The sequence below is a fragment of the Tsuneonella mangrovi genome, assembly GCF_002269345.1.
Classification (GTDB): domain Bacteria; phylum Pseudomonadota; class Alphaproteobacteria; order Sphingomonadales; family Sphingomonadaceae; genus Tsuneonella; species Tsuneonella mangrovi.
This window is the reverse complement of the sequence record NZ_CP022889.1, coordinates 1560772-1586883: the sequence shown is the minus strand read 5'-3', so window position 1 is coordinate 1586883 and position 26112 is coordinate 1560772. Positions and strand designations below refer to the sequence as shown.

The 26112-nt window shown below is 63.8% G+C and carries 23 protein-coding genes; 12 read left to right on the top strand and 11 right to left on the bottom strand.

Translation table 11 applies throughout. From position 1 onward, the window contains the following. Positions 1 to 101 precede the first annotated feature (101 nt). From arfB to CJO11_RS07730, 5 genes are all read right to left on the bottom strand, one after another. Positions 102 to 515 carry an alternative ribosome rescue aminoacyl-tRNA hydrolase ArfB gene (gene arfB / locus CJO11_RS07750; protein ID WP_095012198.1) on the bottom strand — a complete coding sequence of 138 codons (414 nt, stop codon included), beginning with the start codon at positions 513 to 515 and terminating at the stop codon, positions 102 to 104. Next, positions 508 to 1158 (bottom strand): RluA family pseudouridine synthase, encoded by a 651-nt coding sequence (locus CJO11_RS07745; RefSeq protein ID WP_095012197.1) that lies wholly within the window; start codon positions 1156 to 1158, stop codon positions 508 to 510. The genes arfB and CJO11_RS07745 overlap by 8 nt, the downstream gene beginning before the upstream one ends. Continuing rightward, a complete protein-coding gene (gene pabB, locus CJO11_RS07740) occupies positions 1155 to 2954 on the bottom strand; it encodes an aminodeoxychorismate synthase component I (protein ID WP_095012196.1) in 1800 nt (599 codons plus the stop codon). Before pabB ends, CJO11_RS07745 begins: the two co-directional genes overlap by 4 nt. A gap of 128 nt (positions 2955 to 3082) precedes the next feature. Next, positions 3083 to 3925, bottom strand: coding sequence for a hypothetical protein (locus tag CJO11_RS07735; RefSeq protein WP_095012195.1), 843 nt, complete (start codon positions 3923 to 3925; stop codon positions 3083 to 3085). A 293-nt stretch (positions 3926 to 4218) separates the two neighbouring features. Then, positions 4219 to 6906, bottom strand: a complete 2688-nt coding sequence (locus tag CJO11_RS07730) for a M1 family metallopeptidase (RefSeq protein WP_240504357.1) — start codon at positions 6904 to 6906, stop codon at positions 4219 to 4221. A gap of 306 nt (positions 6907 to 7212) precedes the next feature. On the opposite strand from CJO11_RS07730, the gene CJO11_RS07725 reads away from it, so the two are divergent. The 5 genes from CJO11_RS07725 (at position 7213) to CJO11_RS07705 (ending at position 13059) form a co-directional block, all read left to right on the top strand. Further along, positions 7213 to 9867 (top strand): M1 family metallopeptidase, encoded by a 2655-nt coding sequence (locus tag CJO11_RS07725; protein ID WP_240504355.1) that lies wholly within the window; start codon positions 7213 to 7215, stop codon positions 9865 to 9867. Between the two features lie 52 nt (positions 9868 to 9919). Beyond that, positions 9920 to 10489, top strand: coding sequence for a pyridoxamine 5'-phosphate oxidase family protein (locus CJO11_RS07720; RefSeq protein WP_095012194.1), 570 nt, complete (start codon positions 9920 to 9922; stop codon positions 10487 to 10489). 24 nt (positions 10490 to 10513) lie between these two features. Continuing rightward, the gene (locus CJO11_RS07715; protein WP_095012193.1) at positions 10514 to 11215 is read left to right on the top strand and encodes an endonuclease/exonuclease/phosphatase family protein; all 702 of its coding nucleotides are present in this window, start codon (positions 10514 to 10516) and stop codon (positions 11213 to 11215) included. A gap of 150 nt (positions 11216 to 11365) precedes the next feature. Continuing rightward, positions 11366 to 11704 (top strand): P-II family nitrogen regulator, encoded by a 339-nt coding sequence (locus CJO11_RS07710; protein ID WP_095013286.1) that lies wholly within the window; start codon positions 11366 to 11368, stop codon positions 11702 to 11704. Between the two features lie 29 nt (positions 11705 to 11733). After that, positions 11734 to 13059, top strand: a complete 1326-nt coding sequence (locus CJO11_RS07705; protein ID WP_205651045.1) for an ammonium transporter — start codon at positions 11734 to 11736, stop codon at positions 13057 to 13059. Positions 13060 to 13234: 175 nt separating this feature from the next. On the opposite strand, the gene CJO11_RS07700 is transcribed toward CJO11_RS07705, so the two are convergent. The 5 genes from CJO11_RS07700 to CJO11_RS07680 form a co-directional block, all read right to left on the bottom strand. After that, positions 13235 to 14818, bottom strand: a complete 1584-nt coding sequence (locus tag CJO11_RS07700) for a GMC family oxidoreductase (protein WP_095012192.1) — start codon at positions 14816 to 14818, stop codon at positions 13235 to 13237. A 62-nt stretch (positions 14819 to 14880) separates the two neighbouring features. Continuing rightward, the gene (locus CJO11_RS07695) at positions 14881 to 15828 is read right to left on the bottom strand and encodes a sterol desaturase family protein (protein ID WP_095012191.1); all 948 of its coding nucleotides are present in this window, start codon (positions 15826 to 15828) and stop codon (positions 14881 to 14883) included. Positions 15829 to 15838: 10 nt separating this feature from the next. Further along, positions 15839 to 16234 (bottom strand): NUDIX hydrolase, encoded by a 396-nt coding sequence (locus tag CJO11_RS07690; protein ID WP_095012190.1) that lies wholly within the window; start codon positions 16232 to 16234, stop codon positions 15839 to 15841. Then, positions 16235 to 16672: a protein tyrosine phosphatase family protein gene (locus CJO11_RS07685; RefSeq protein ID WP_095012189.1), complete on the bottom strand. Its 438-nt coding sequence runs from the start codon at positions 16670 to 16672 to the stop codon at positions 16235 to 16237. It lies immediately after the preceding gene. Continuing rightward, positions 16669 to 17463: a TerC family protein gene (locus tag CJO11_RS07680; RefSeq protein WP_095012188.1), complete on the bottom strand. Its 795-nt coding sequence runs from the start codon at positions 17461 to 17463 to the stop codon at positions 16669 to 16671. The genes CJO11_RS07685 and CJO11_RS07680 overlap by 4 nt, the downstream gene beginning before the upstream one ends. A 267-nt stretch (positions 17464 to 17730) precedes the next feature. Between CJO11_RS07680 and CJO11_RS13445 the strand changes: the two genes are divergently transcribed. From CJO11_RS13445 to CJO11_RS07645, 7 genes are all read left to right on the top strand, one after another. Beyond that, a complete protein-coding gene (locus CJO11_RS13445) occupies positions 17731 to 18489 on the top strand; it encodes a cold-shock protein (RefSeq protein ID WP_095012187.1) in 759 nt (252 codons plus the stop codon). A gap of 132 nt (positions 18490 to 18621) precedes the next feature. Then, on the top strand, positions 18622 to 19812 hold the full coding sequence (locus CJO11_RS07670; RefSeq protein ID WP_095013284.1) for an aspartate aminotransferase family protein: 1191 nt from the start codon (positions 18622 to 18624) through the stop codon (positions 19810 to 19812). Beyond that, positions 19812 to 20741, top strand: coding sequence for an ornithine carbamoyltransferase (gene argF, locus CJO11_RS07665; RefSeq protein ID WP_095012186.1), 930 nt, complete (start codon positions 19812 to 19814; stop codon positions 20739 to 20741). Before CJO11_RS07670 ends, argF begins: the two co-directional genes overlap by 1 nt. A gap of 52 nt (positions 20742 to 20793) precedes the next feature. Next, positions 20794 to 21687, top strand: a complete 894-nt coding sequence (hslO, locus tag CJO11_RS07660) for an Hsp33 family molecular chaperone HslO (protein ID WP_095012185.1) — start codon at positions 20794 to 20796, stop codon at positions 21685 to 21687. Between the two features lie 105 nt (positions 21688 to 21792). Continuing rightward, positions 21793 to 22200: a DUF3617 domain-containing protein gene (locus CJO11_RS07655; protein ID WP_240504354.1), complete on the top strand. Its 408-nt coding sequence runs from the start codon at positions 21793 to 21795 to the stop codon at positions 22198 to 22200. Positions 22201 to 22253: 53 nt separating this feature from the next. Further along, positions 22254 to 22952, top strand: coding sequence for a 7-cyano-7-deazaguanine synthase QueC (gene queC / locus CJO11_RS07650; protein WP_095012183.1), 699 nt, complete (start codon positions 22254 to 22256; stop codon positions 22950 to 22952). Between the two features lie 23 nt (positions 22953 to 22975). After that, positions 22976 to 24583, top strand: a complete 1608-nt coding sequence (locus CJO11_RS07645) for a spinster family MFS transporter (protein WP_095012182.1) — start codon at positions 22976 to 22978, stop codon at positions 24581 to 24583. Positions 24584 to 24926: 343 nt separating this feature from the next. Here the strand turns inward: CJO11_RS07645 and CJO11_RS07640 are convergent, their stop codons facing one another. Next, positions 24927 to 26075 (bottom strand): OmpA family protein, encoded by a 1149-nt coding sequence (locus CJO11_RS07640; RefSeq protein WP_095012181.1) that lies wholly within the window; start codon positions 26073 to 26075, stop codon positions 24927 to 24929. Between the last annotated feature and the right edge of the window lie 37 nt (positions 26076 to 26112).

Here is a 26112-nt window from a genome sequence, read left to right as displayed (position 1 = left end):
TAAATACCAAGGGCGGCACACGTGCGCCGCCCGTCCGGCGCGGCCATTGGTGCAAACGGGCGATAAAGTCAAGGCTGCAAGGGGCTTTCGCGCCCTTCGCTCTACCAGTCGACTTTCCCCCGGTTAGCCTTGATCGCACCGCGGGATTTCTTCGCTTTTATGCGGGCTTCCTTGCCCACGCGGTTGAGCCGGGTCCTGGCCCGCTTAGGCGGTGCTTCATGGGCCTTGCGGATCATGTCCGCCAGCCGCTCGCGCGCGTCGGTGCGATTCGCTTCCTGCGTGCGATAGCGGCGGGCGGTGAGCACGATCTCTCCACTGGCGGTCATCCGGCTCCCGGCCAGCGCCTTCAGTCGGGCGAAGACCTGCGGCTGCAGCTTGAGCGCAAAGACGTTGAGCCGCAGCTGCACCGCGGTCGCGACCTTGTTGACGTTCTGCCCGCCCGGCCCGGTCCCGGCGATGAAGCTTTCCTCGACCAGCGCCATCGCGCGCTCGACGGTTTCGTCGGCGTCACTCATGCGCGAAGCCGAGCTGGGCGAAATCGTTGGGCAAGGGAGAGACTGCGACGATCGGCGGCTTGCCATCGCGCGGCACTGTCAACCCGGCGGCATGGAGCATCGTGCGCGGGCCGGTTCCCGGCCTGCCATAGACCGGATCGCCCGCTAGCGGGGTGCCGAGCCCGGACGCGGCGTGGACCCTGATCTGGTGGGTCCGCCCGGTCTCGGGGCGAAACTCGACCAGCGCCACCCCGCCTGCTGTCGCCAGCACGCGCCAGTGGGTGATCGCGGGCTTGCCCTTCTTCGCCGGGATCATCCGCCACCCGGCCTGTGCCGAGCTGATCTTGGCGAGCGCCAGCTCGATCGTGCCTTCTTCGCCGCTGGGTGTCCCTTCGACAATGCCGAGGTAGCGCTTTTCGACCAACCGGTCTTCGAACGCCTTGTTGAACCGCTTGAGCGCCTTGGGATTGCGAGCCAGCAGCAGACAGCCCGAAGTATCGGTGTCGAGCCGGTGGACCGGCACCGGATCGCGCTGGAAGCCCAGCCGCAGTTCCGCAAGCCGGTCGCTCAATGCCGGGCCACCCGCGCGCGGCGTTTCGATCGGTAGCCCCGCCGGCTTGTCGATCACCAACGCTTCGCCGTCTTCGTAGAGGATCGGAATCACGCCAGCAGCCTTGCCGGGACCAGTCCGCGCACCGAATTGCCGAGCAGGAACCCGTTCGCCAGGTCGTCGATAGTCAGTTCCGACTCCCGTGCGGAGCCTTCCTCGATCAACGAACGTCGCAGTACGCCGGGCAGCAACCCGAGGCTGGCGGGAGGAGTGAGCAGCATCCCGTCACGCTCGACGAACAGGTTCGAATGGCACGCTTCAGTCAGCAGGCCGTCGTCGCGGATGAGCAGTGCCTCGTGCGCGCCTGCCGCTTGCGCCGCTTCGCGCGCCGCTTCGTAGAAACCCCGGTCGCTGGTCTTGTGGCGCAGCCGCCAGTCGACTTCACCGACCGGCAGGGGAAGTACCGCGCAGACCGTCGGCCGCGGCAACGCCGCGTCGCCAAGTGGCTGCGCTTCGAGCGCGGTCGCACCGCTGCGCGCGAGCCGCAACCGCAGTTTGGCCGGGGCCTCCAGCTCGAAACACAGCGCCTGGATGCGGTTACGGGTTTCATGCCGGTCAAACGCAAAGCCCAGTTCGGCCGCGCTCGCCTTGATCCGTTCGAGGTGCAGCTCGAGCAACGGGATGCCCTCTTCGGGATCGAACCGCATCGCTTCGAGCAGGTCGAAGCCGCCCGCTTCGCGGCGCGCGAAATCGCCCTTCAGCACGCTTTCTCGCCATTCGGGCATCGCTTCGCTGTCGGCAACAATTGCCGAGCCGACACCGAGCACTGCGGTGCCGTGGCCGTTCTCGATCTCGGTCAGGCGCAAGGTGCGGATCGCGACGTTGAATGCTGCATCGCCGTCTGGCCCGATCCGCCCGATCGCCCCGCAATACGCCCCGCGCGCGTCGCGCTCGACTGCGTCGATCAGCTCCATCGCGCGGATCTTCGGCGCGCCGGTGATCGAGCCGCAAGGAAACAGCGCGCGGACAAGGTCCATCGCGCCTTTGCCGCGAGCGAGCCGGGCATGGACCGTCGAAACCATCTGGTGGACCGTCGGATAGCTTTCGACTGCGAACGGGGCATCGACCGCGACGCTCCCGGGTTCCGCCACGCGGCTGAGGTCGTTGCGCATCAGGTCGACGATCATCAGGTTCTCGGCCTTGTCCTTGACCGAAGTCCTGAGGTCTTCGGCCAGCACGCGGTCCTTCGCTGCGTCGCTGCCGCGCGGGCGGGTGCCCTTCATCGGCTTGACCTTCGCAGTGCCGTCCCTGAGCGATACGAACAATTCGGGTGACAGGCTGAGTAGCCAGTGCTGTCCGTCGAAAATTACGCCGCCGTAACCGGCCCGGGCGGACGAACGCAGCGCAGCGTAGAGCGCCAGCGGATCGCCGCGGACGCTGCCGGCGAGCGGGAATGTCAGGTTCGCCTGGTAGATGTCGCCTGCACGAATCGCTTCCTCGAGCGCTTCGAACGCTGCGACATATCCGCCCGGCGAGATTTGCGGGTCGAGCGGGCCGAGGCTGGCGGTGCCATCGGAACGCGCAGCGAGCCATTCGGGCATTTCGCTTGCCGGGATCGTCTCGCCTTCGCTGAACAGGCCGAGCCACACCAGCGGACCTGCTGCGCCGGTGCGTCTGTCGGCCAGTGGCACCAGTCGTTGTTCGAGCGCCAGCCCTGCCTCATACGCGATGTAACCCGCCAAAGTGCCCTCGCCCTCGATCCGCGCGGCATCTGCGGCGGCGAGCGTCTCTGCGACCTCGCTCGCCCGGTGCGCCACGAACACGCGCGATGGCGCGGCGAAGTAGCGCGCGTCGGCGGCACCGCTTTCGCGGGCATCGTCGAGCAAAACGAAGGGGCTACGCTCTCCCATCGGCCCTGCCTTAGCCGCTCCGGCGCGCAAGTCGAGGGTGCTGCCCGGGGCTGGCGACTACGTTCCCCGAGGTCAGGGGGTGCTGCAGCCAGCCCGTTAGCGAATATCCCGGACGACGAGAGGTCGGTTCACTGCGCGGGAGTGAGCCCGCATTGCTTCTGCTCCATCGGGATCTGCTTGGTGATCCGGGTCGCGTTCTCCGCATAGGCCTCGGTGACCGAGCCGTGATTTACGGTCTTGCCCTTGAGCGGGGTTACGTCGGCGCACAGATGGAAGACGTGCGGAATTGAGGACGTCTTGGCACCGTTTTCAGGCGCGATCCAATAGACCACGTCTTGCCCCATCGGGTTCTGCGCGGACTTGGTCGCATCGGCCACGGTTTGTGAATCGCGGGCGATGTCCTTTGCTTGCGCAGCGACCGCAGGCGAACAGGCAGTGGTCGGTTGGCCCGATTTGATCTGCGCTGCGCATTCGTTCATGTCCTGCGTGTACTGCTCGACCGACGGCGGCTTGAAATCGACGCCGATTACGGTCGCCAGCAATGCCAGCACGACTCCGACGCCCCCGGCGATCTTCTTGTTCTTGGGGTCCATGTCCTTGTCGAGGAAGATCAGCACGATCAGCGGCAGGAATGCGATGAGGGTGATGATCGCTCCCAGCTGGTTCTGGACGAAGAACCGGAACCCTTCGGCCTTGCTGGCAGGATCGTGCCGGTTGGCGGCCTTCCACATCAGGTTGCCGCCGATCGCGAAGACCGCGATTACCACCAGGATGCCGATGAGCAGTGCCATGTTGCCGTGGTCGAACTTGTGCTGTTTGAGCATGACAATACCGGCGATCTCGACCCCGATGGCCAGCACCCAGGCAATCGCGGCGAAGATGCGAAGCCGTGTGGCGGCGCCCTTCTGATCCTGCGTCGCTTGCCAGGCCTTGGTGACGTCGACCTCTCCGGCCGGTTCGTTATCGGTCATGTTCCGCTCCCCGTCTTCGACTGATCAGCCCTGTTTCGATGTGATCGTCCTCGCCACCTGACAGGTCTTGCCCGTGAGAAAGCCATGCACCCGGTGGCCCGATCCGATCAACCAGCTTGAGCGCTATCGCCAGAGACCCGCATATGCAACGTCTGCGCAGGCGTTGCCCGGTTTTGTCCGGAGGAATGTTCGTGCTGAATCGCTTGCTTGTCTGGCCGGGCGAGGCCCCGTACGAAAGGCCCGACCGCTGCGCAGGCCGGGTCGGGCCTTCGGTTCCGGTCTGAATCGGTGGCTTATTGCGTCGCCAGCCATTCCTTGATGCTAGCGATCGAGCGCGGGCGGCTGATTGCGGCCTGCTTGAGGAAGCCGATCACCATCACAAGCGGCTTGGCCTGGTCTGGCGTGACCGTCTTGACGTAGCTTTCCAGTTTGCCGATCATCGCCGGATCCTTCGATCCGCTGGCCAGTCGGGCAAAGTATCGTGCGCGAGCCGAATCGTCGACCAGTGGCTTGATCTTCTCCTGGTTGGCGAGGAAGAAATCGACCGCCATGTCGGGGTTCTCGCCTGCCACCGAAGCGATGATTCCGGCACTGGTTGTCGCCCCTGGCTCGCTCGTCAGCGCGAGGTCTAGCGCCTTTTGTGCCAGTACCTTGTCCTTCGCCCTGCCCAGCAGCGAATAGTACGTCGCCTTTTCGACCGCGCTGTTCGAAGTGCGGGCCAGTTTCAGGATTTGCTCCCACTGGTCGGCGGAAGCGTTCTTCGCGATGATCGATAGCCAAGTGGTCTTGAGGGGCCCGTCGAGCGCGGTCGGGTCGGTCTGTAGCTCAGCAAACAGGCGGCTGGCTTCTGAGGCCACCTTCTGGTCGCCCATCGCCCCAAGGTTGGAAATCAGTGTCGAGCGCAGGCTGTCGTCGACCAGTGGCTCCCCGGCGATGGGGCTGAAACCAAGCTGCTGCAAGCGCGCGCCGAATTGGCTCGAAGCGAGGCCGGCGATCTTCGCCTGTGCCGCCGCATCGCCGTCGAGTGTTTCGTACATGCCCGCATATATCCCTACCGCATTGGCCGCGACCACCGGGTTGGCGTCTCCCGGCAATGCGCGCAGCAGGTCGAGCGAGGGTGCAAAGGCCTGGTATCCGGCGGACGACAGCGCGAGCTGGTCGCGCATCAGGCCGAGCTGGTCGATCGGCTTCATCTGCGGCACCGCGTCCTTGAGGGTGGCGAGCATGGCGGCCGGGTAGAGCGTGCGATAGTAGCCCAGCTGTCCGGCATTCACGAGCGTCGCGCCGCATCCATCGACAGTGACGGTGGCGGTCTTGCCATCCATCACCTGGCGGACGGGTTCGCCACCCACGGTCGAGACGAACAGCGGGATGCGCCAGCCTTGCGGGCTGGCGGCGACACCTTGCCGGTCATCGTTGCTGAACTGGCTCTGGGACAGCGCAAGCGTCGTCTTGCCGTCGGTGCAGGTCTCGCCGGTCACTTCGACCAGCGGCACGCCGGGCTTGGTGGTAAAATCCTCGGCGATGCCGGTAAGGCCGGTCGCACCTGCCTCCTCGACCGCCGCCCACAGTTGGCCAGTCCTGGCGTTGGCGTACTTGTGCTCCGCCATGTAGCGCTGCAGCCCCTTTTGCCACACTTGCGGAGTGGCATAGGCCTCCAGCATGGAGATGACCGCTTCACCTTTCTGGTAAGTGATCGTGTCGAATGCCTGGTTGGTCTGTTCGACGGTGCGAATTTTTTGAACGATCGGGTGGGTGGTCTTGAAGCTGTCGAGCCCCATCGCCGCTTCGCGCCCGCCGACGCGGCCGAGCATCGGATACCATTCGGGATGGAAGTGATTGGTCGCCTTCGTTTCCATCCAGCTGGCGAACCCTTCATTCAGCCACAGGTCGTCCCACCACGCCATGGTGACGAGATCGCCGAACCATTGGTGAGCGACTTCGTGCGCCTGCGTTTCGTATATCCGGCGGCGAGTGCCCGCGCTGGTAATCCGGGGATCGTCGAGCAGGATCCGTTCGAAGGTGAATACCGCACCCCAGTTTTCCATTGCGCCGAAGAACTGCGACTGACCGGGGCCCGCGATATTGTCGATCTTGGGCAGGGGATACTTCTGGCCAAAATAATCGGAATAGAATGGGATCAGAGGCGCGAGCGATTTCAGCGCGAAATCCTTCTGGCTGCCGCTTCCCGCTGGTGCGACGATCCCCGCTTCGACACCGGGCATAGCCGGCATGGTGCCGCGTTCGAAATCGCCCAAGCCGAAGAACAGCAGGTAGCTACTCATTTTCGGGCTGGTGTCGAATGTGACTTTCTTGGTGCCGTCGCCAAGATCGTCAGACGTGGCGATCGGCATGTTGCTGACCGCCATCAGGCCGCTCGGGACGATCGCGCTGAGATCGAAGGTCGCTTTGTAGCTCGGTTCGTCGAAGCTCGGCACGAAACGGCGCGCATCGGGGGCTTCGAACTGGGTGAATAGCGCGCGCTTTTTGCTGCCATCGCGCTTGTCGGGGTAGTCGAGCGCGAACAGGCCGTTGGCCTGCGTATTGATCGTGCCGGTGTAAGTGGTCGAGAGCGTGTAGTTGCCCGGTTCAATCTTCCTGTCGGCTGTGAAGGTGACGGTCTGGCTCGCCTTGTCGAGGCTGATCGAAACGGGAACCGCGTCCTGCGCGCCTTCCTTGACCAGCCTTGCCTCGGTGATGTTGAGGTCGCGGGCGTTGAGCACGATCGTGTCGGTCGGCTCGAACACCGACAGGTCTACTGCCGACTGGGCGGCAAAGGTTAGGTTCTTCGCATCGGGTGTGATCTGGATGGCATAGTGGCTCGGCGCAGCGGTGCGCGGAAGCTGGGAAGGGGTGTCGGCCGCAAGCGGGGTCGCCGCCATCGCGGGCGGAGCGGCCGATACATGATCGGCAACAGGGACCGTGGCGCAACCGGCAAGCAACAAGGCGCTGGTAGTGATGGCAAGACCGAAACGAAACATACAGTGAAAATCCCCCTTGGTGTAGGCGGGCGGGTGAGTAGCGTTCGCCCCGGGTGGCTGGCGAGACATTTCGACGAGTGTCGTATGATTATCGAGCGGCGACTTCCCTGACGATACGGATAAGCTGTTGTTCGATCGCTACGAAGCCTGTGTTGGCGATTGATGCGCTAAACGGTTTTGGCATGTCGTTTGTCGAATTCGTTGCGTGTTCGGGCGAGCGATGGCTTGCTGCCTTGCAGTCTTTGCGGTTGAACGCCGCCGATAGAAGGTTGCCAAAGACAGGGGTCTATTTTCATGCGCCATAAATTGATCGCCGCCACTCTGCTCGCCGGAGCTGTGTTGTTCCAGCCCGCCTCGGTTTGGGCCGCCGATGCAGATACAGCCGATACGGCGGTCGTTGCACTCGCGCCGGTTCCGCACGGGAAGCTGAGCGACGCCGTGGTGCCTTCGGCTTATCGTATCGACACCAGTTTCGATCCGTCGAAGGATGGCTTTTCGGGCCACACCGATATCGACGTGACGATCGCCAAGCCGACGACGTTTATCGATCTCAACGGTCGCCATCTCACGATGAGCAAGGTCACAGCGACTGTCGACGGCAAGACCTACACCGGCACCTGGCACGACCTCGATCCGACCGGCGTCGCCCGCGTCGTGTTCGACGGCGAGCTGCCGGCCGGGAAAGCGACGCTCTCATTTGCCTACACCGGCCGTTACCAAGGCAATGCCAGCGGCCTGTTCCACGCCCAGATCGGTGGCAAATGGTACGGCTGGAGCCAGTTCGAATCGATCGATGCCCGCGCTGCGTTCCCCGGCTTCGACCAACCGGGCTACAAAGTGCCGTTCACGCTGACGATCCGCACCCCTCCCGGCGAAACTGCGGTGAGCAACGCGCCGGAAGTGTCGAACACGCTCGAGGACGGTTGGCAGGTCCACCGCTTCGCGCCGACCCTCCCGCTGCCCACTTACCTGGTGGCAATGATGTCGGGCCCGTTCGCGGTGCTCAAGGGCGAGGTTCCGCCGACGCCCGAGCGAAGCGAGCCGCTGCCGCTGCGGATCGTCACGCCCCAGACCAACGCCGAAAATATGCAGTTCGCGCTCGATAATACCAAGCCGATCGTCGCGCACCTGGAGGCTTATTTCGGGCAGGCGTTCCCGTTCCCCAAGCTTGACCAGATCACTTCGCCGCTGATGGGCGGAGCGATGGAGAATGCCGGGGCCGACCTCTACAACGACAACATCATCATTCTCGACAAGAATGCACCGGTCCGGCAGCAGCAGGTATTCGGCATGGTCGTTGCGCACGAGCTGTCGCACCAGTGGTTCGGCGACATGGTTACGCCGACTTGGTGGGACGACATCTGGCTCAACGAAAGCTTCGCCAACTGGATGGGCTTCACCATCGGCGGCGAATGGCGCCCGGACCTCAAGATCGGCGAAGGTGCTCTGGCCGAAGGGTTCGGCGCGATGGATACCGACGAGCTTACCGTCGGCCGTCCGATCCACCAGGCGATCAACACCAACGACCAGGTCGATTCGGCGTTCGATACGATTACATACGGCAAGGGCGGACATGTCGTTTCGATGATTGCGGCGTTCCTCGGCAAGAACAATTTCCGCGACGGCGTCCGCAAGTACATGGCGGCACATCGCTATGGCAACGCAACCAGCACCGATTTCTTCTCCGCAATGGCGAAGCAGGCGGGTGACCCGCGAATCACGCAGGCGATGCAGAGCTTCACCGACCAGCAAGGCGTGCCGCTGATCACCGTTGCCGGATCGAACGGCCAGTACACGGTAAGCCAGAGCCGTTACCGGGCGATCGGAGTCGAATCCGATCCGGAGACCTGGGGCGTGCCGGTGTGCATGCGCCATGGGGATAACCGTGAGTGCCACCTGCTGAATGATAAGAGTATGGCATTCGCATTGCCTGGCAGCGGGGCGTTGATGCCCAATGCCGGCGGCACCGGTTACTATCGCTTCGAGCTACCGAAAGCTGAATGGAACGAGCTTATCGCAAGCGCCGATACCCTGGGTTCGGCAGAGGCGCTGGCAACCGCCGACAGCCTCGATGCCAGCTTCCGCGCCGGCCGGGCCAGTGTTGCCCAGGTGTTCGCGCTGGCTGAGAAGCTTGCCAAGAATCCCGACCCGTTCGCGTATGGAACCGCATTCAGTGGTCTTGGATGGATGCAGTCGTCGGGCGTGCTCGATGAAGCCGAGGAAGGCAAGCTGCGGAACTGGATGGGCTCGATCGCCCGGCAGGACCTGGCGAAGCTTGGCTTCGATCCGCGCGCCGGTGCCTACGTGAAAGAAAACCCGGACGTCCAGCAGCGCCGCCAGCGGATGGTTGGGCGTCTCGTATTTGCACACGACAAGGAAATCGATGCCAAGCTCGTTGCGGCGGCCAAGGCGTATCTGGGTGGCGACAAGGCAGCGCTCGATCCATCTTACCTGAGCGATGCGCTCGATGCCTACATCCAGGCGGGCGGCCTCCCGGCAGCGAAGGACCTGGCCGAACGGGCGGTGGCCAGCGACGATCCCATGTTCCGCCCGGCGGCGGGCGGTGCGATCGCCGATTCAGGCAACAAGGATATCGCAAACTGGGCGCTCAACGACTTCAACGATCCGCGGATGCGCGAGACCGAGAAGCTTTTCCTCAAGCTTGGGATCGCCCGAAACGAAAAGACCCGCGACATCGGCTACGAATGGCTGACGAAGAACCTCGCCGGAATGCTCAAGGGCACGTCCGGCATCTTCCTCGCGCGCGGCGTACCTTCGGTGCTCGGCGGGTTCTGTTCGGCCGAAAAGGCTGACGAGATTGCAGCGACCTTCCGGCCGGTCTTCGCTAACACCCCGGGCGCGCTGACGCTGGAGCGAACGATCGAACGTATCCGCAACTGCGCCGCTCTCAAGGAAGCGCGCGGGGCGGAGGTCAAGGCGGCGGTCGACAAGCTCGACTGAGGCCCGGCACAGGCTTGGCAGGTCGGGCGTTCGCGCCTAGACCTGCCGGCCGATGGCCGACTTCTACGACGCATTGAGCGATGACCATGTGGCGATGATCGCCGCGCAGCCGGTGTTCTTCGTGGCAACTGCTGCGCCGGATGGCCGGGTCAACCTCAGCCCCAAGGGTTACGATGCGCTGCGGGTGCTCGGACCCAAGCGGGTCGGCTATCTCGACCTTGCCGGTTCCGGCAACGAGACCAATGCGCACCTTGCGGTCAGCGATCGGATTACGCTGATGGTGTGCAACTTCGTCCAGCCCGCGCGGATCCTGCGGATTTATGGCCGGGGCCGCGCGGTACTTCCACAAGATGCCGACTGGGGCGAACTGGCCGCGCATTTCACGATCCTGCCCGGCACTCGCCAGATCTTCGAGATCGCGGTCGAGACGGTGCAGACCAGTTGCGGCTATGGCGTTCCGTTCATGGCGTTCGAGCGCGAGCGCGATACGCTGGTGAAGCATCACGCGCGGACCGATCCCGATGCCTGGGTGGCCAAGCAACAGGGCCGCAACCGCAGCATCGACGGGCTGCCGATCCGCACGACCGACCGATACCTCGGTAGCAGCGAAGTTCGTGGCTAAGGCGCGCTGACAACGAACGGCGGCGTGCGACTCAAATTCGCCAGCTACAACATCCACAAGGCTGTCGGCACCGACGGGCGGCGCGATGGCGAGAGGATCATCGCTGTCCTGCGCGAGCTCGATGCCGATGTGATCGCATTGCAGGAATGCGACCGCCGGTTGGGTGAGCGGGCCAGCGTGATCGAGCGCAGCGCTTTGGACGACTCTCCCTGGCGCCCGCTTCCCGTCGGGCGAAGGCCGCGCAGCCTAGGTTGGCACGGCAATGCCTTGCTGGTGCGGCGCGGCTTCGAATTGCTCGAAGCGCATCCACTCGAACTGCCTACGCTCGAACCGCGCGGGGCGGTGCGCGGTGATTTCACAGTCGATGGGCAGCATCTACGGGTGGTCGGGATGCATCTCGATCTGTCCGGTCTCCGGCGGCGCGACCAGGTGCGTGCGATCCTCGATCACTTGGGCGATTGCGACGGGCATTGCCCGACGGTGCTGATGGGTGACTTCAATCAGTGGGGCAAGGCGACCGGGGCGATGCGCGAATTTGGTCCGCATTGGCAGTCGCTGGTTCCCGGCCGCAGCTTCCCCAGCCGCCAGCCGCTCGCCCAGATCGACCGGATCATCGCCTCGCACGACTGGCGTTTGCTCGATCACGGAGTGCACCATAGCGCACTGGCCGCGCAGGCGTCGGACCACCTTCCGGTCTGGGCGGAGCTTGTACTGCCCGCAAAATAGGCAATAGCTTATTTTATGGGCAGTAACCGAACCGAAATCTTCCTTACCAAAGAGCTAATGCGCCGGAATCGTGCATGAACCACGATCTGGCACGCCTCTTGCTGCACTAGCGAACGCCGGGCTCATCCGGTGAGCAGCAAGGGGGCATCGATGAAATTCATCATCGCCGTAATCAAGCCGTTCAAGCTCGACGAGGTGCGCGAAGCGCTCTCCGGGATCGGTGTCGCGGGCATGACCGTGACCGAGGTCAAGGGCTTCGGACGCCAGAAGGGCCAGACCGAAATCTATCGCGGGGCCGAGTACTCGACCAACATGCTTCCCAAAGTGAAGCTGGAGATCGCTGCGAGCGACGCGATCGCCGAGCAGGTCGTCGAGACGATCCAGCAAGTCGCCAGCACCGAATCGATCGGTGACGGCAAGATCTTCGTGCTCGATCTCGCATCGGCCACGCGCATCCGCACCGGCGAGACCGGGGACACCGCGCTGTGAGCGCGCTCATCGACATGAGGGGTTTGACTATGATCCGCAAATTGCTGTGCGGCGCGGGGGCCATCGGGGCCTCGATGCTCGTCGCAACCGCCGCTTTCGCGCAGGAGGCCGCTGCCGCCGCTCCTGTGCCTGATCCGGGCAACAACGCCTGGATGATGACTTCCACCTTGCTCGTGCTGATGATGATCGTGCCGGGTCTTGCCCTGTTTTACGGCGGCCTCGCCCGTTCGAAGAACATGCTCTCGGTCATGACACAGGTCGGCGCGGTCGCCGCGCTGACCATGCTCATCTGGGTGATGTGGGGCTACACCGAATCCTTTGGTGACGGCGGTAATGGCTTCATCTCCGGGTTCGGCAAGGCATTCCTTCACGGAGTGACGCAAGACAGCACCGCGCCGACATTCACAGATGGCGTAGTGATCAGCGAATACGTGTTCATCTGCTTCCAGATGACCTTTGCCGCGATCACCGTGGCCCTTGTGTTGGGCTCGGTTGTCGAGCGCATCAAGTTCTCGGCGGTGATGGTTTTCGCAGTCGTATGGCTGACGATCGTCTATTTCCCGATCGCGCACATGGTGTGGGCGGGCAACGGCCACTTCCTCGAACTTGGCGCCCTGGACTTCGCCGGTGGTACCGTGGTTCACATCAACTCGGGCGTCTCGGCGCTGGTCGCGTGCATCATCCTCGGCAAGCGCAAGGGCTATCCCGAAGAGCCGATGCCGCCGCACAGCCTGACGCTGACCAGCGTGGGCACCGGCCTGCTGTGGGTGGGTTGGTTCGGCTTCAACGCCGGTTCGGCGCTCGAAGCCAATGGCTCTGCCGGTCTGGCAATGATCAATACCTTTGTTGCCACCGCCGCGGCCGGCATCGGCTGGATGGTGATGGAACGCCTGATGGGCCACAAGGGTTCGGCCCTGGGTTTCTGCTCGGGCATCATCGCCGGTCTCGTTGCGGTCACTCCGGCAGCCGGTAACTCGGGTCCGTTCGGCGCGATCGTGCTCGGCTTCGTCGTCGCGATCATCTGCTACTTCGCGGTTTCCAAGCTCAAGGGCGCCCTCGGCTACGATGACGCTCTCGATACCTTCGGCATCCACGGTGTGGGCGGAATGGTTGGCGCGATCGGCACCGGCATCGTCTACTCGCCGCTGCTTGGCGGTCCGGGCGACGGATCGGTCGGCATCGGTGCCCAGGTGTGGATCCAGCTCCAGACCGTCGTTGCGACCATCGCTATCGCCGCCATCGGGACCGCGATCGCGATCTACATCGCCAAGGCAGTCACCGGGCTGCGGGTCTCCCCCGAAGTCGAGCAGGAAGGTCTCGACATCGGCGAACACGGAGAACGCGCCTACAACTAATCACCAGTTTGGCGGGGCCGGGGGACCTCTCTCCTCTCCTACTCCCCCGGGCCCGCCATCAGATGTTCCTCCTGCGAACAACGCCTTTCAAGGGCCGGAGCCAGCCGCTCCGGCCCCCTTTTTGTTTGGGTCGCAAAATTGCTGAGGCGGCGCAGGCGCGCACGAAATGAAGTGACTAGGCTAATTCCGCCTTCACGAAATCGGCACAGCGTTCGCCGATCATGATGCTGGGCGCGTTGGTGTTGCCGCTGACAAGCCGCGGCATGATCGAGGCATCGGCGACCCATAATCCGTCGACCGCGCGCACCTTGAGCGTGGGATCGACCACGCTGGCCTCATCGCCCCCCATGCGGCAGGTGCCGACAGGGTGATAGACGGTGTCGGCGCGGCTGCGGATCAGGTCGTCGAGCGCGTCGTCATTCTCGATGTCGACCGGGTGGCGGTCCTGCGGATCGTAGGCCGCCATCGCAGGGGCCGCGGCAATCCGGTGCGATAGCCGCACGCCAGCGCGCATCACCGCGATATCGCGGTCTTCGTCGAGGAAATTGGGATCAATCAGCGGAGCATCGCTCGCCTCGCGCGATTGCAATCGCACGGTCCCGCGGCTTTCCGGACGCAGGACGCACGCGTGCAGCGAGAACCCGTGGCCCTTCACTTGTGTGCGGCCATGGTCCTCGAGCATCGCCGGGACGAAATGCCATTGCACGTCGGGTGCGGGGGCATCGTCCATCACCTTCCAGAAACCCCCAGCCTCGGCAAACGGCGTCGTCATCGGTCCGCTACGCTTGCGACGGTGTTCGATAATCGCTCCGGCCATACGTAGTGTGCCCTTCAGGCTGGTGCCGAAGAAGTCGGTGCTCTTGGTCGACCAGCTTGAAACGTAATCAGGGTGATCCTGGAGGTCCGAGCCGACCGCAGCGACATCTGCGACCACGTCGATTCCGTGGTCCTTGAGGTGCTCCGCCGGCCCGATGCCGGACAGCATAAGTACCTGCGGCGAATTGAACGCCCCGGCAGACAGCACCACGCCGCCCCGCGCCGAGAGCGTGCGCTCCTTGCCGCCAACGGTGTATGTCACACCCTTGGCACGCCCGTCGGCGATCTCGATCCGCTGCACTGTCACGCCGATGCGGATGTCGAGATTGCTGTGGGAGCGCATCGGTTCGACATAGGCGCGCGCGGCGGACCAGCGCTCGCCGTCCTTCTGGGTTACCTGGTAGAGCCCGAAGCCGTCCTGCTTTTCGGCGTTGAAGTCGCGGTTGTGCGGCAGCTGGAGCTGGGTTGCTGCTTCAATGAAGGCGCGACTGCCCGGGTTCACCGAATGCTGGTCGCTGACCCACAGCGGACCGCTGGCGCCGTGGAAATCGTCGGTCCCGCGCACATTGTGCTCGGCGCGCTTGAAGTAGGGAAGCACATCATCGTAGCTCCACCCGGTGCAGCCGAGCGCGGCCCAGTTGTCGTAGTCCCACCGGTTGCCGCGGATATAGACCATCGCGTTGATCGCGCTCGATCCGCCGAGCCCGCGTCCGCGCGGCTGGTAGCCGATCCGTCCATTCAGGCCCTTCTGCGGTACGGTCTCGAAGCGATAGTTCGACTTGTCGCGGATGAACGGCATGAAGCCGGGCGTCTTGATGATCACCGTGTTGTTGCGCGGACCGGCCTCGAGCAGGCACACGCTCTTGCCCGCCTCCGCCAGCCGCCCGGCCACGGCGCTGCCGCCGCTGCCGCCGCCAATCACGATGACGTCGAATTCGTCCATGCCTGCCTGCTCCTCTCGGCGCTCAAGTCGCCACATGGGCGATAGCGCAACGAGGAATCTCGCTAGGCCGCTTCGCTATGGCCCGCAATCGGGTTTTCCGATGAAACGGTTTGCGCTTGCGATTGCCGTTCGCGCCAACGCGCGCGGATCGTGTCCGAGCTCTCGCGGCTGCCATCGTGGCTCCACCCGGGCGGTTTGACCAGGTATGCGAGCTTGTGCCGCCACGGTGCGCGCCACAGGTCGGCCAGCATCGCGATCCATTCGTGGAACACCGCGTGCAGCAGGTTGAAGCTGCCGAGCTGCTTGACGATGCCATAGCGGATCGGTTCGCCGCCTTCTTCCGGGAACACCTCGGGCTCGAACGTGCCGAGCATACGGTCCCACACGATGAACACCCCGGCATAATTGCGGTCGAGATAGCGCGGGTTGGTCGCATGGTGCACCCGGTGGTGGCTCGGGGTATTCATCACTGCTTCGAACCAGCGCGGCATCCGCCCGATCGCTTCGGTGTGGATCCAGAACTGGTAGATCAGGTTGAACCCGCCGACGATCGCAATCATCCCCGGGTGGAACCCGATCAGCGCCAACGGCGCGCGGAACAGGAAGTTTGCCGCGAAGAACCCGGTCCACGTCTGGCGCAGCGCGGTCGAGAGGTTGTAGTGTTGGCTCGAATGGTGGTTGACGTGGCTGGCCCAGAACCAGCGCACCCGGTGTGCCGCGCGGTGGAACAGGTAGTAGGCGAAATCGTCGAGCACGAAGCACAGCGGCCAGGCCCACCAGGCCCAGCCGATATCGAATAGCCGAAACTGCCATAGCGCCATGAACAGCGCGATCACGACCCCGCCGGTCAGCACCCCGGCGACCGTGCTGCCGAGCCCCATCGCGAGGCTGGTAAGGGTGTCGCGCGGCTCGTAGGCTTCGTGGCGTTGCTTGGCCGCCCAGACCATCTCGACAAGAACCAGCAGGACGAATCCGGGCACGGCGTAATCGACTGGGTTGAAGCTGGGCATGGCGAAGATCCTATACGCGCCGCAGGCTCGCTGCCCAAGCCTGTGCCTGCGGCCCCAGGTCGAGCGTCACGCTGCCGAACCGTTTGTCACTGGTGCCGATAGTCAGGAACTGCTGGTCGAGCCGCGAAGCGGTGTGCCCGTCGAGCAGTCGCCCCGCAAAGTGTGCGCCGTGACGGCGAAGCAGCAGCACGCGCCCGGCTGCATCGCGCAGCAGCGCCGCATATCCTGCGCGGTCGATAGCGAAGTCGACCGGCACGAAACCGCTCACCGCTTCGTCGGCCAGCCGCCGCGCGTCGGCTTCGTTGCGGATGCGGGCATCTCCGCCCAGGTGGAGCCGATAGGCGATCCAGGCGAGCGCCAGTATCGCCAGCAGCGAAGCGCCAAGCTGGATCAGCTTTGCTTCCATTTATCGGTTCGCTGCCGCCAGGGCGTCGAGCGCCGGAGAAATCGGCGTAAGATCGTAACCCGCTTCAGCGGCCGCAGCGAACAGCGCGCCGGGCTCGGCACCCGTGCTGGCCTGTGCAAGCGCCCACAGCAGGGTCGATCGGGTGCCCGATCGGCAATACGCCAGCACCGGTCCTTCCGCCCCCGCCAGCGCCTCGGCCATTGCTTCGACCTGTGGCATGCTGAACCCGGCATGAGTCACGGGAATCGCGAGATAGGCGATCCCCGCCGCGCGCGCGGCGGCTTCGATCATTGCGCCGGGAACCTGGTCCGCGCTTTCGCCCTCGGGCCGGTTGTTGACGATCAGCCTGACGCCTTGCGCTTGTGCGGCCGACACGTCGGCGACCGAAATTTGTGGGCTAGCAAGCACCGTGTCGGACAGGCGGCGAAACTGGCTCATGCCCGCTTTCCTTTCATGCGGCGATTGCGCTGCGCAATGTTGAGCATCTCTACCGCGACCGAAAATCCCATCGCCGCGTAGATATAGCCCTTGGGCACATGGACCCCGAACGCGTCGGCAATCAGTACGAAGCCGATCATCACCAGGAACGCCAGCGCCAGCATAACAAGCGTCGGGTTGCGCTCGATGAACCGGGCGAGCGGATCGGCGGCGAACAGCATGATTGTGACGGTAATCACCACCGCAGCGACCATGATCGCAACCTCGTCGGTCATGCCCACCGCCGTCAGGATCGAATCGATCGAGAATACCAGGTCGAGCGCGATGATCTGCGCGATCGCGCTGGAGAATGTCAGCTGCGCCACTGCCTTCGCGGGAGACTTGTCGAGCAGGTCGCCCGATTCGTCTTCCGGCGACATCGAGTGGTGAATTTCCTTGGTCGCCTTCCACAAAAGGAACAGTCCGCCGGCCAGCAGGATCAGGTCGCGTCCGGAAAACGCGGTTTCGAAGGTGGCCTCACCATGCGGCCCCGGCGCACCGTGCAGGCCGAGGTCGAACAATGTGGCCTGCAGCGTTACCAGCCAGCCGATCAACAGCAACAGGGCGATCCGCATGATCAACGCCAGTGCGAGCCCGATGCGCCGCGCGCGTGATTGCTGCTCTTCTGGCAACTTGTTGGAAAGAATGGCAATAAATACCAGATTGTCGATCCCCAGTACGACTTCGAGCGCGATCAGGGTCAGCAGCGCGAGCCACGCGCCGGGATCGGAAAGGAGGGCCAAGATTTCCATTTGATGCCTGCCATGCCGCGCGGAACGATGAGAGGCAAGCGAACTCGACAGCCAGCGCCGGAACCGCCTGCCGCCCGAGTGCAAACGCCACATCTAGCGATTCCGCGAATTAATTCGCTAACCTCACAGGTTTGCGCTATATGCCGCCGCCGATTGAACGGTGTGAATCGTGCCACGGCGCGAATCGCATCGGCCCGTGGCGCACCGCCCGCGCCGATTGGGGGAGGGATTCCGGGCGGCGAGTAATACGAAGGCACGTTTCACACTATGGGTTATGATAGAGGGCGCCGCCGCGGCCGGGACAAGCGCGACGGATTTGGCGAAGACGGTTTCGATCCCTTTGGCGGCGGTCAGGACAGTTTCCCCCCACGCGACAATTTCGGCGGCGGCGACCGTTTCGGCGGTGGCGGCGATCGTTTTGGCGGTGGCGGTGGCGGTGGCGACCGGTTTGGCGGCGGCGGCAATCGCGGCGGCGGATTTGGTGGCGGCCGTTCAGGCGGCGGCGGTGGTGGCGGTGGCGGTTTCAACCGCATGCCCCCGCAAGTCGTCGGCACCGGCAAGGGCACGGTCAAGTTCTTCAACGGCCAGAAAGGCTTCGGTTTCATCGCGCAGGATGGCGGCGGCGAGGACGTGTTCGTCCACATCAGCGCAGTCGAGCGCGCGGGCCTTGAGGGCCTCGCCGAAGGACAGGAGCTGGAATTCAACCTGGTCGATCGTGGCGGCAAGATTTCCGCGCAGGACCTGCAGGTCGTTGGCGACGTAATTGCTGTCGAGAGCCGTGTGGAAAAGCCGCGCCGCGAACTGACCGGCGAAAAGGCTACCGGAACGGTCAAGTTCTTCAACGGCACCAAGGGCTTCGGCTTCCTCGTGCGTGACGACGGCCAGCCGGATGCGTTCGTGCATATCAGTGCGATCGAACGTTCGGGCCTGTCGACGATCAACGAGGGTGAGCGCTTCGAGTTCGATCTCGAAGTCGATCGACGAGGGAAATATTCGGCGGTCAACCTGGTGCCCGTCCAGGAATGATCTCCGGCGAAACCGCGGTGGTTTGACCGCGGCGACGCAACTACCTAAACGGTGCGAATGGCGGCTCCAATGCGGGGCCGCCATTTGTCGTTTCGTTTCTCGTTACCCGTCTCTTGGTCAAGGAATATGCCGATGTCGATCACTCCGCTCATGCCCGTCTATCCCCGGTGCGGCGTGCGTCCCGTGCGCGGTGAGCACTGCCATCTGATCGACGAAGACGGCACCCGCTACCTCGATTTCGCCAGTGGGATCGCGGTCAACCTGCTGGGCCATAGCCACGCAGGGTTGATCGGTGCGATCCAGAAGCAGGCCGAAACGCTGATGCACGTTTCCAACCTCTACGGCAGCCCGCAGGGCGAGGCCCTGGCGCAGCGGCTGGTCGACATGACCTTTGCTGATACGGTGTTCTTCACCAATTCGGGTGCCGAAGCGGTCGAAGCCGCGATCAAGACCGCGCGCGCCTATCACCAAAGCGTCGGCAATGACGACAAGTACGAACTGATCACGTTCAAGAACGCCTTCCACGGGCGGACGATGGCGACCATCAGCGCGTCGAACCAGGAGAAGATGCACAAGGGCTTCCTGCCGCTGCTCGCCGGGTTCAAATATGCCGAGTTCGACGACCTCGAGAGCGCCAAGGCGCAGATGGGGCCGAACACCGCTGGATTCCTGGTCGAACCGATCCAGGGCGAGGGTGGAATCCGCCCGGCTTCGGATGAATTCATGCAGGGGCTGCGCCAGCTGGCCGACGAGCACGACCTGATGCTCGTGCTCGACGAAGTACAGTGCGGCGTCGCGCGCAGCGGCACGTTCTACGCTTACGAGCAGTACGGTATCGAGCCCGACATCATGGCTACCGCCAAGGGTATCGGCGGCGGCTTCCCGCTCGGCGCGTGCCTTGCGACCGAGAAGGCCGCACGCGGCATGGTGTTCGGCACCCACGGTTCGACTTATGGCGGCAACCCGCTGGCGATGGCCGCCGGAATGGCGGTGATGGATGCCGTCGCGAACGATGAATTTCTCACCGAAGTGCGCGAGAAGGGCGAACGGATCCGCGCCCGGCTCGAACAGTTCATCGGCAACTATCCCGACCTGTTCGAGCTCGTGCGCGGCAAGGGCCTGATGCTTGGCATCAAGATGAAAGTCGAAAGCCGTCCGTTCTTCGTCCACTTGCGCGACAATCACCATTTGCTGACCGTGGCGGCAGGCGACAATACGCTGCGCGTGCTGCCCCCGCTGGTGGTCGGCGATGCCGAAATCGACGAGTTCTTCGATAAGCTGTCGGCGGGCGCTGCCGACTACCAGATTCCGGACGGGGCGTGATGGGCCAACGGCACTTACTCGACCTCTCCGACGCGGGAAGTGAAGCGCTCGCGGCGATGCTGGCAGACGGGCACGCACGCAAGGCGGCGCGCAAGGAATGGCCCAAGGGTCGGGCGGATACCGACGCGCCGCTTGCCGGCCGCGTTCTGGCGATGATCTTCGAGAAGAACTCGACCCGCACCCGGGTCAGCTTCGACATGGCGATGCGCCAACTGGGCGGCACCGCCTTGGTGATGGAATCGGGCTCGATGCAACTGGGGCGCGGCGAGAGTGTTGCCGATACCGCGCGTGTGCTGAGCCGGATGGTCGATGCGATCATGATCCGCACCGACGATCACGCCAAGATCGAGGAAATGGCCGCGCACGCCAGCGTCCCGGTGATCAATGGGCTGACCGATCGCTCGCACCCGTGCCAGATCGTTGCCGACCTGCTGGCAATCGAGGAGCACGGGAAGTTCCTTAAAGGGCTCGAACTGGCGTGGTTTGGCGATGGCAACAATGTGCTGCATTCGATCCTCGAGGCGGCCGGGCTGCTTGGGTTCAACGTCCGGGTCGCGACACCGCAGGGCTACGAGCCGGAGGAGGAATTCATCGCAATGGCGCGTGCCGGCGGGGCGACCGTGACGTTGACCCACGATGCCGGCACGGCGGCCGACGATGCCGACGTAATCGTCACCGATACGTGGGTCTCGATGGGCCAGGACCATGCGCATAACAAGCTGGCGGCGATGGCGCCGTACCAGGTCGATGCCGCGCTGATGGCCCGCGCGAAGAGCGACGCGATCTTCCTCCATTGCCTGCCGGCGCATATCGGCGAGGAAGTGACCGAGGAGGTGTTCGAGAGCGCGCAGTCGGTAGTGTTCGACGAAGCGGAAAACCGCATCCACGGGCAGAAGTCCGTGCTGCTGTGGTGCTTCGGGCTCCTCTGAGGCCTCGCGCGCGGCGATTGCACCAACGCCGATCGCTCCCATATTGGCCGCGATGGACATCACCGACGAAACCTATTCGGGGCGTGTGCTCGGCTTCACCATCCCTTCGCGCAATGCGCGCGGGCGGGTGGTCAGGCTCGACTGCGTCCTGCAGGAAATCCTTGCCGCGCACGATTATCCGCCCGCGATTACCCACTTGCTGGCCGAAGCGCTGGTGGTCGCGGCGCTGGTTGGCGGCCTGCTCGACAAGGGCAGCGGACAGGTCACGATGCAGGCGCAGACCGAAGGCGGCATCGTGCGACTGCTGGTGTGCGACTATCGCGATGGGGACTTGCGCGGATATGTCGATTTCGACGCCGAACGGCTGGCATCGCTGGGCGCGAACCCATCGCTCTACGCGCTATTCGGCAAGGGCTATCTTGCAATCACGTTCGATATGGACGGCGACAAGGGCCGCTACCAGGGCATCGTTCCGCTCGAGGGCGAATCGCTTGCTGAAGCCTGCCAAACCTATTTCAGCCAGTCCGAGCAGGTGCCGACGCTGATTCGGGTAGCCGTGCGTTCTTCTGGCGGGGAAACGACCGCAGCCGGCCTCCTGGTCCAGCACTTGCCCGACGGTGAGGAAGGGCGCGAGCGACTCCACGTCCGCCACGACCATCCCGAGTGGGAGCACGTTGCGGTCATGGCCGGGTCGATCCGGCACGACGAACTGCTCGATCCGGCACTGTCGATGGAAGCGCTCGCCTGGCGATTGTTTCACGAAGAAGACGAAGTGCGGGTCAAACCCGGCGCAGAGATATCTCGGGGCTGCCGGTGCTCGGTGGAGCACTACGAGGAAGTTCTTGCCCGGTTCCCCGAAGAGGAACGGGCCGAAATGCGCAACGATGACGGTATGATCGTGGTCGATTGCGCGTTTTGCTCGCGGGCTTTCCCGATCGCGGCATAACGGTTCATCGTTCATAAAGAACGTTTGGCCGACAATGCCGTTCAAATGTAGCAAAGCTGCGCCCTGTTTGCAGTTCGAGGCATGGAGCAAACGTTGAAACGAGCGATGAGCACAATCGGTAAGCGATCGGCGATGATCGCCGCTGCCCTTGGGCTGTCGTTCGCCTTCGCGCCGGCGATCGCACAGGCTCCAGCACTGGCAATGCTCGACAAACTGAAACCCGGGATGTGGGAAGTGCGCTTTCGGGACAGCGGGGAAACGCGTCGCATCTGCCTCAAGACCGGTCGCGAACTGATCCAACTCAAGCATGGCGATGCGGCATGCAACCGATTCGTGGTGGAGGACGGACCGAGTGCAGTGACGGTCCAGTACACCTGCCGCGGCAATGGCTATGGCCGCACCAATATCAGGCAGGAAACCCCGACGCTGGCCCAGGTCGACAGCCAGGGTATCGCTGGCGGACAGCCGTTCGAATTCCTCGCCGAAGCGCGCCGGGTCGGCTCATGCTCGTAAGCGGTTGAGCAGCGGCCATTGTGCCGACTGCCGGGATCGCCTAGCGCGCGCGGATGACCTCGCCTAAAGATGCAGCCCAGCCGCTCGCAGTCGTCCTGCTGTCGGGCGGGCTCGATTCGATGGTGTCGGCCGCGATCGCCCGCGAGCAGGGCTACGCTCTCTATGCGTTGACGATCGACTATGGCCAACGGCATCGGCGGGAGATCGAGTCGGCCGGCCGGATAGCCGCGGCGCTAGGCGCGCGCGAGCATGTCGTGATGCCGCTCGATCTGCGCAAGTTCGGTGGATCGGCGCTCACTGCGGAGATCGACGTACCCAAATCCGGGATCGGGGATGACATACCGGTGACCTATGTCCCGGCGCGCAACCTCGTGTTCCTGTCGCTAACAATCGCCTGCGCGGAAGCGGCGGGAGCGCACGATGTGTTCATCGGGGTCAATGCGCTCGACTATTCGGGGTATCCCGATTGTCGCCCTGAATTCATCGCCAGCTTTGCCGAAACCGCCCGGCTCGGTACGCGCGACGGGGTCGAAGGGAAGCCATTCGCGATCCACGCGCCGCTACAGCATTTGACCAAGGCTGATATTGCTCGCGAGGCGGCGAGGTTGGGCCTCGACACAGGGCTCTCGTGGTCGTGCTACGACCCGACGTCGGAGGGGCTGGCGTGCGGCGAATGCGACAGTTGCCGCTTGCGCCGAAAGGGCTTCGCGCAGGCCGGTTTGGAAGATAGGGTAACCTACAAAACCGATTGAATCGGGCCGACAGGAGAGGTCATTTGAACGAAGGGAACGGTGGCGGCGCCACGAGCGCAGCCGAACAGAAGGTTCCGGCCTACAGCTGGTATGCGCTCGGCGTCCTGGTGCTGATCTACGTATTGAACTTCGTCGACCGGCAGATCCTCTCGATCCTTGCCAACGACATCAAGGCCGACCTCGGGGTTGACGACGCGTACCTCGGATTCCTCTACGGCACTGCGTTCGCGATCTTCTACGCGCTTTTCGGGATTCCATTGGGGAAACTGGCGGATAGCTGGAAGCGCGTGCGGCTGATGTCGATCGGGCTCGCGCTTTGGTCGATGATGACGGCGATGTCCGGATTCGCTCGCAACGGCGGCACACTGACGGTCGCGCGGATCGGCGTTGGCGTCGGAGAGGCGACCGCCAGCCCCTCGGCCTATTCATTGATTTCCGACTGGTTCCCTGCGCGGCTGCGCGCGACAGCGCTGGCGATCTATTCCTCGGGCCTCTATTTCGGCGGCGGCATTTCGCTGGTGATCGGAGGTTTCATCAAGGATCACTGGGACGCTGCCTATCCCCACGGCGGGCCGCTCGGGCTGGTTGGCTGGCAGGCGGCCTTCGTCAGCGTCGGCCTGCCGGGCTTGTTACTGGCCGCTTGGGTTCTGACCCTACGCGAGCCGATCCGAGGGGCAATCGACGGATTGCCGACGAAGGAGGATCCGCAGCCTTTCCGCGGGTTTACCGAGGAACTGCTGCAAATCATCCCGCCGCTCACGGTGATCGGCGCGATGCGCCGCGGTCCGGTGGCATTGTTGGTGAACCTTGCTGGCGCTGCTTTCTTCGCCACCGCTGCGGTGCTGCTGACCCACTGGGTCTACGCCGGCCCTGGCTCGATCATTCACGCGGTTTCCGACCAATGGTTGCTGCTTGGAATCGGATACTACGCGGTGTTCAGCTGGGCGTGCGGACTGCGCTCGCGCGATAAGCCGACGTTTCATCTGACTTGGGGCTCGCCGGCATTCCTCGCCACGATCCTGGGATACGGGATTGTTTCGTTCGTGTCGTATGCCAGCTCGTTCTTCGCTGCGCCCTATGGCGAGGTGCGGTTCTCGATACCTGCGACCGAGATGGGAATGATCCTCGGCGGATCGGCTGCAGTCACCGGATTCCTCGGAGTCATCGCCGGCGGCCGCGCGGCTGATTGGCTGTTCGTCCGCTATCCGGCAGGGCGTTTGTTTGTGGTGCTGTTCGGGTTGCTCGCCCCGCTACCGGTCCTGTGGATGACCTACACTACGCCTGACAAGCTCGTGTTCTATATCGGGGCGGCATCGGGCCAGTTCTTGGCCGCCACGGCACTCGGGGCTGCTGCTGCGACGAGCCAGGCATTGGTTCTCCCCCGGATGCGTGGGGTAGCGACTGCCACTTTCTTCCTTGCGACAACGCTCGTTGGACTCGCTGTCGGACCGTTCATGGCTGGCTGGGTTTCAGCGACGCATGGAGGCGACATCTCGCTCGGTGTGCGTTCGACCTTGCTTGCGGTTCCGTTCGGGTTTGTCTGCCTCGTGTTCGCAATTCGGCTCGTGCCGGAAGCGGCGCGGACGATGGTCGAGCGCGCGCGTGCTGCGGGAGAGGACCTGGTCGCATAAATTGAATCGGCCCGGCATTGCCGTGGCGACGCGGGGCTACGGCAATTTGCCGTCGGCTGGCTGATGCCTGGTTCGGCGCGAGGCCTTCGCACCGATCAGTCGATCGATCATCGTACCTGAGAGAGTGCGGTTCTTAGATCTGTGCAATTGACGCGCGAGTCAGCGTCGGCGGAGAATTCTGGGCCTGAGGCTTGCTGCAAAGGGCTTCGTCGTCCCGCAAGGTCGTCAGAAGTGCGGCTCTACTAGGCAGTTGGTTGTCCCGAGCTCCTTGCAAATCAGGACAACACAAAAAGAGGGGCCGGATAGCTCCGGCCCCTCCTGATCTTGTCCGTCTGGAACGGGCTTACATGCCCGAACCCGGACCGTAGGTGATTTCCACGCGACGGTTCTGAAGCTCGCGCACACCGTCGGCAGTCGGAACCCGCGGGTTCGCTTCGCCGAAGGCTTCGCTCGAGATCATGCCGTCCGGGATGCCGTGGCCCGAGAGGTAAGCACGGACCGAGTCGTTGCGGCGAGCCGCAAGACCAAGGTTGTACTTCACCGTACCCGAACGGTCGGTATAGCCAGCAAGCATCACCGAAGCGCTGCCGCAGTTGGCGTAAGCCGACACGGCATTGTCAAGGATCGCTGCTGCTTCCGGCGTAATGTCCGACTTATCCCACTCGAAGAACACGATGTAGGGGCCCTTGTTGCACACCGGAGCCGGCGGCGGCGGCGGCGGCGGCGGTGGCGGCGGAGGCGGCGGAGGCGGAGGCGGCGGCGGTGGGGGCGGCGGTGGGGGCGGCGGCGGCGCACCGAAGTTGTACGTCAGCGTGCCGAGCAGCGAGTGCGACCGCCACTTGGTGTAGTTCTCCCGCCCGATCGAATCGGTCAAGTGGAGTCCGTCGGTGTTGAAGAAGCGATACTTCAGGCCGACATCCCAGTGATCCGAGATCGGTGCGCGAACGCCGGCAAGGACCTGCCAAGCCCAGCCGCTGTCCGAATCGTTGAGGTAACCCGGGCTGCTGGTCTGCACGGTGAGACCGCTAATCTCGGTCCGGGCAACGCCCACACCGGCGCCGACATAGCCCTGGATGCCATCGTCCGGCCCGAAATCGGCGAGCCCGTTGACCATGAAGCTCAGGACATTGGCGCTACCCGTCGCAGCGAGGCCCGGCGTGCTGCGGATCATCCCGATGCGACCGGGAGTACCGTACGCGGAGTTGGGAACACCAAGCACGTCCACGGTCAGCGAGTCGATGTCGGCAGAGCGATAACTACCTTCGGCTTCCAGCCGGATCGAACCGAAATCGTATCCGACGATACCGCCGAAATCGTATCCGGCTTTCTGGTGCGAGATAGCTTGGTCCTGCGCACCACCGATGTTGTAATGGATATCTTCCACGAGCATCGGGCCGCCGTCGACTTCGACGTACCACGAATTGTCTCGTGCAAGCGCGGGCACAGCAAGGGCCGTAGAGGCCATCGCCATACCGATGACGAGTTTCCGCATTATGCAATTCCCCTTTTCAGCGAATTTTGAGCCACCG

What these genes read in the sequence shown, in the direction of transcription:
- CJO11_RS07690 (WP_095012190.1), bottom strand. Translation starts at nt 16,234, where the DNA reads ATGGAAGCAAAGCTGATCCAGCTTGGCGCTTCGCTGCTGGCGATACTG.
- CJO11_RS07695 (WP_095012191.1), bottom strand. Translation starts at nt 15,828, where the DNA reads ATGCCCAGCTTCAACCCAGTCGATTACGCCGTGCCCGGATTCGTCCTG.
- CJO11_RS07730 (WP_240504357.1), bottom strand. Translation starts at nt 6,906, where the DNA reads ATGTTTCGTTTCGGTCTTGCCATCACTACCAGCGCCTTGTTGCTTGCC.
- CJO11_RS07720 (WP_095012194.1), top strand. Translation starts at nt 9,920, where the DNA reads ATGGCCGACTTCTACGACGCATTGAGCGATGACCATGTGGCGATGATC.
- CJO11_RS07680 (WP_095012188.1), bottom strand. Translation starts at nt 17,463, where the DNA reads ATGGAAATCTTGGCCCTCCTTTCCGATCCCGGCGCGTGGCTCGCGCTG.
- pabB (WP_095012196.1), bottom strand. Translation starts at nt 2,954, where the DNA reads ATGGGAGAGCGTAGCCCCTTCGTTTTGCTCGACGATGCCCGCGAAAGC.
- CJO11_RS07640 (WP_095012181.1), bottom strand. Translation starts at nt 26,075, where the DNA reads ATGCGGAAACTCGTCATCGGTATGGCGATGGCCTCTACGGCCCTTGCT.
- CJO11_RS13445 (WP_095012187.1), top strand. Translation starts at nt 17,731, where the DNA reads ATGGGTTATGATAGAGGGCGCCGCCGCGGCCGGGACAAGCGCGACGGA.
- CJO11_RS07670 (WP_095013284.1), top strand. Translation starts at nt 18,622, where the DNA reads ATGTCGATCACTCCGCTCATGCCCGTCTATCCCCGGTGCGGCGTGCGT.
- CJO11_RS07710 (WP_095013286.1), top strand. Translation starts at nt 11,366, where the DNA reads ATGAAATTCATCATCGCCGTAATCAAGCCGTTCAAGCTCGACGAGGTG.
- arfB (WP_095012198.1), bottom strand. Translation starts at nt 515, where the DNA reads ATGAGTGACGCCGACGAAACCGTCGAGCGCGCGATGGCGCTGGTCGAG.
- argF (WP_095012186.1), top strand. Translation starts at nt 19,812, where the DNA reads ATGGGCCAACGGCACTTACTCGACCTCTCCGACGCGGGAAGTGAAGCG.
- CJO11_RS07705 (WP_205651045.1), top strand. Translation starts at nt 11,734, where the DNA reads ATGATCCGCAAATTGCTGTGCGGCGCGGGGGCCATCGGGGCCTCGATG.
- CJO11_RS07700 (WP_095012192.1), bottom strand. Translation starts at nt 14,818, where the DNA reads ATGGACGAATTCGACGTCATCGTGATTGGCGGCGGCAGCGGCGGCAGC.
- CJO11_RS07685 (WP_095012189.1), bottom strand. Translation starts at nt 16,672, where the DNA reads ATGAGCCAGTTTCGCCGCCTGTCCGACACGGTGCTTGCTAGCCCACAA.
- CJO11_RS07735 (WP_095012195.1), bottom strand. Translation starts at nt 3,925, where the DNA reads ATGACCGATAACGAACCGGCCGGAGAGGTCGACGTCACCAAGGCCTGG.
- queC (WP_095012183.1), top strand. Translation starts at nt 22,254, where the DNA reads ATGACCTCGCCTAAAGATGCAGCCCAGCCGCTCGCAGTCGTCCTGCTG.
- hslO (WP_095012185.1), top strand. Translation starts at nt 20,794, where the DNA reads ATGGACATCACCGACGAAACCTATTCGGGGCGTGTGCTCGGCTTCACC.
- CJO11_RS07655 (WP_240504354.1), top strand. Translation starts at nt 21,793, where the DNA reads ATGAGCACAATCGGTAAGCGATCGGCGATGATCGCCGCTGCCCTTGGG.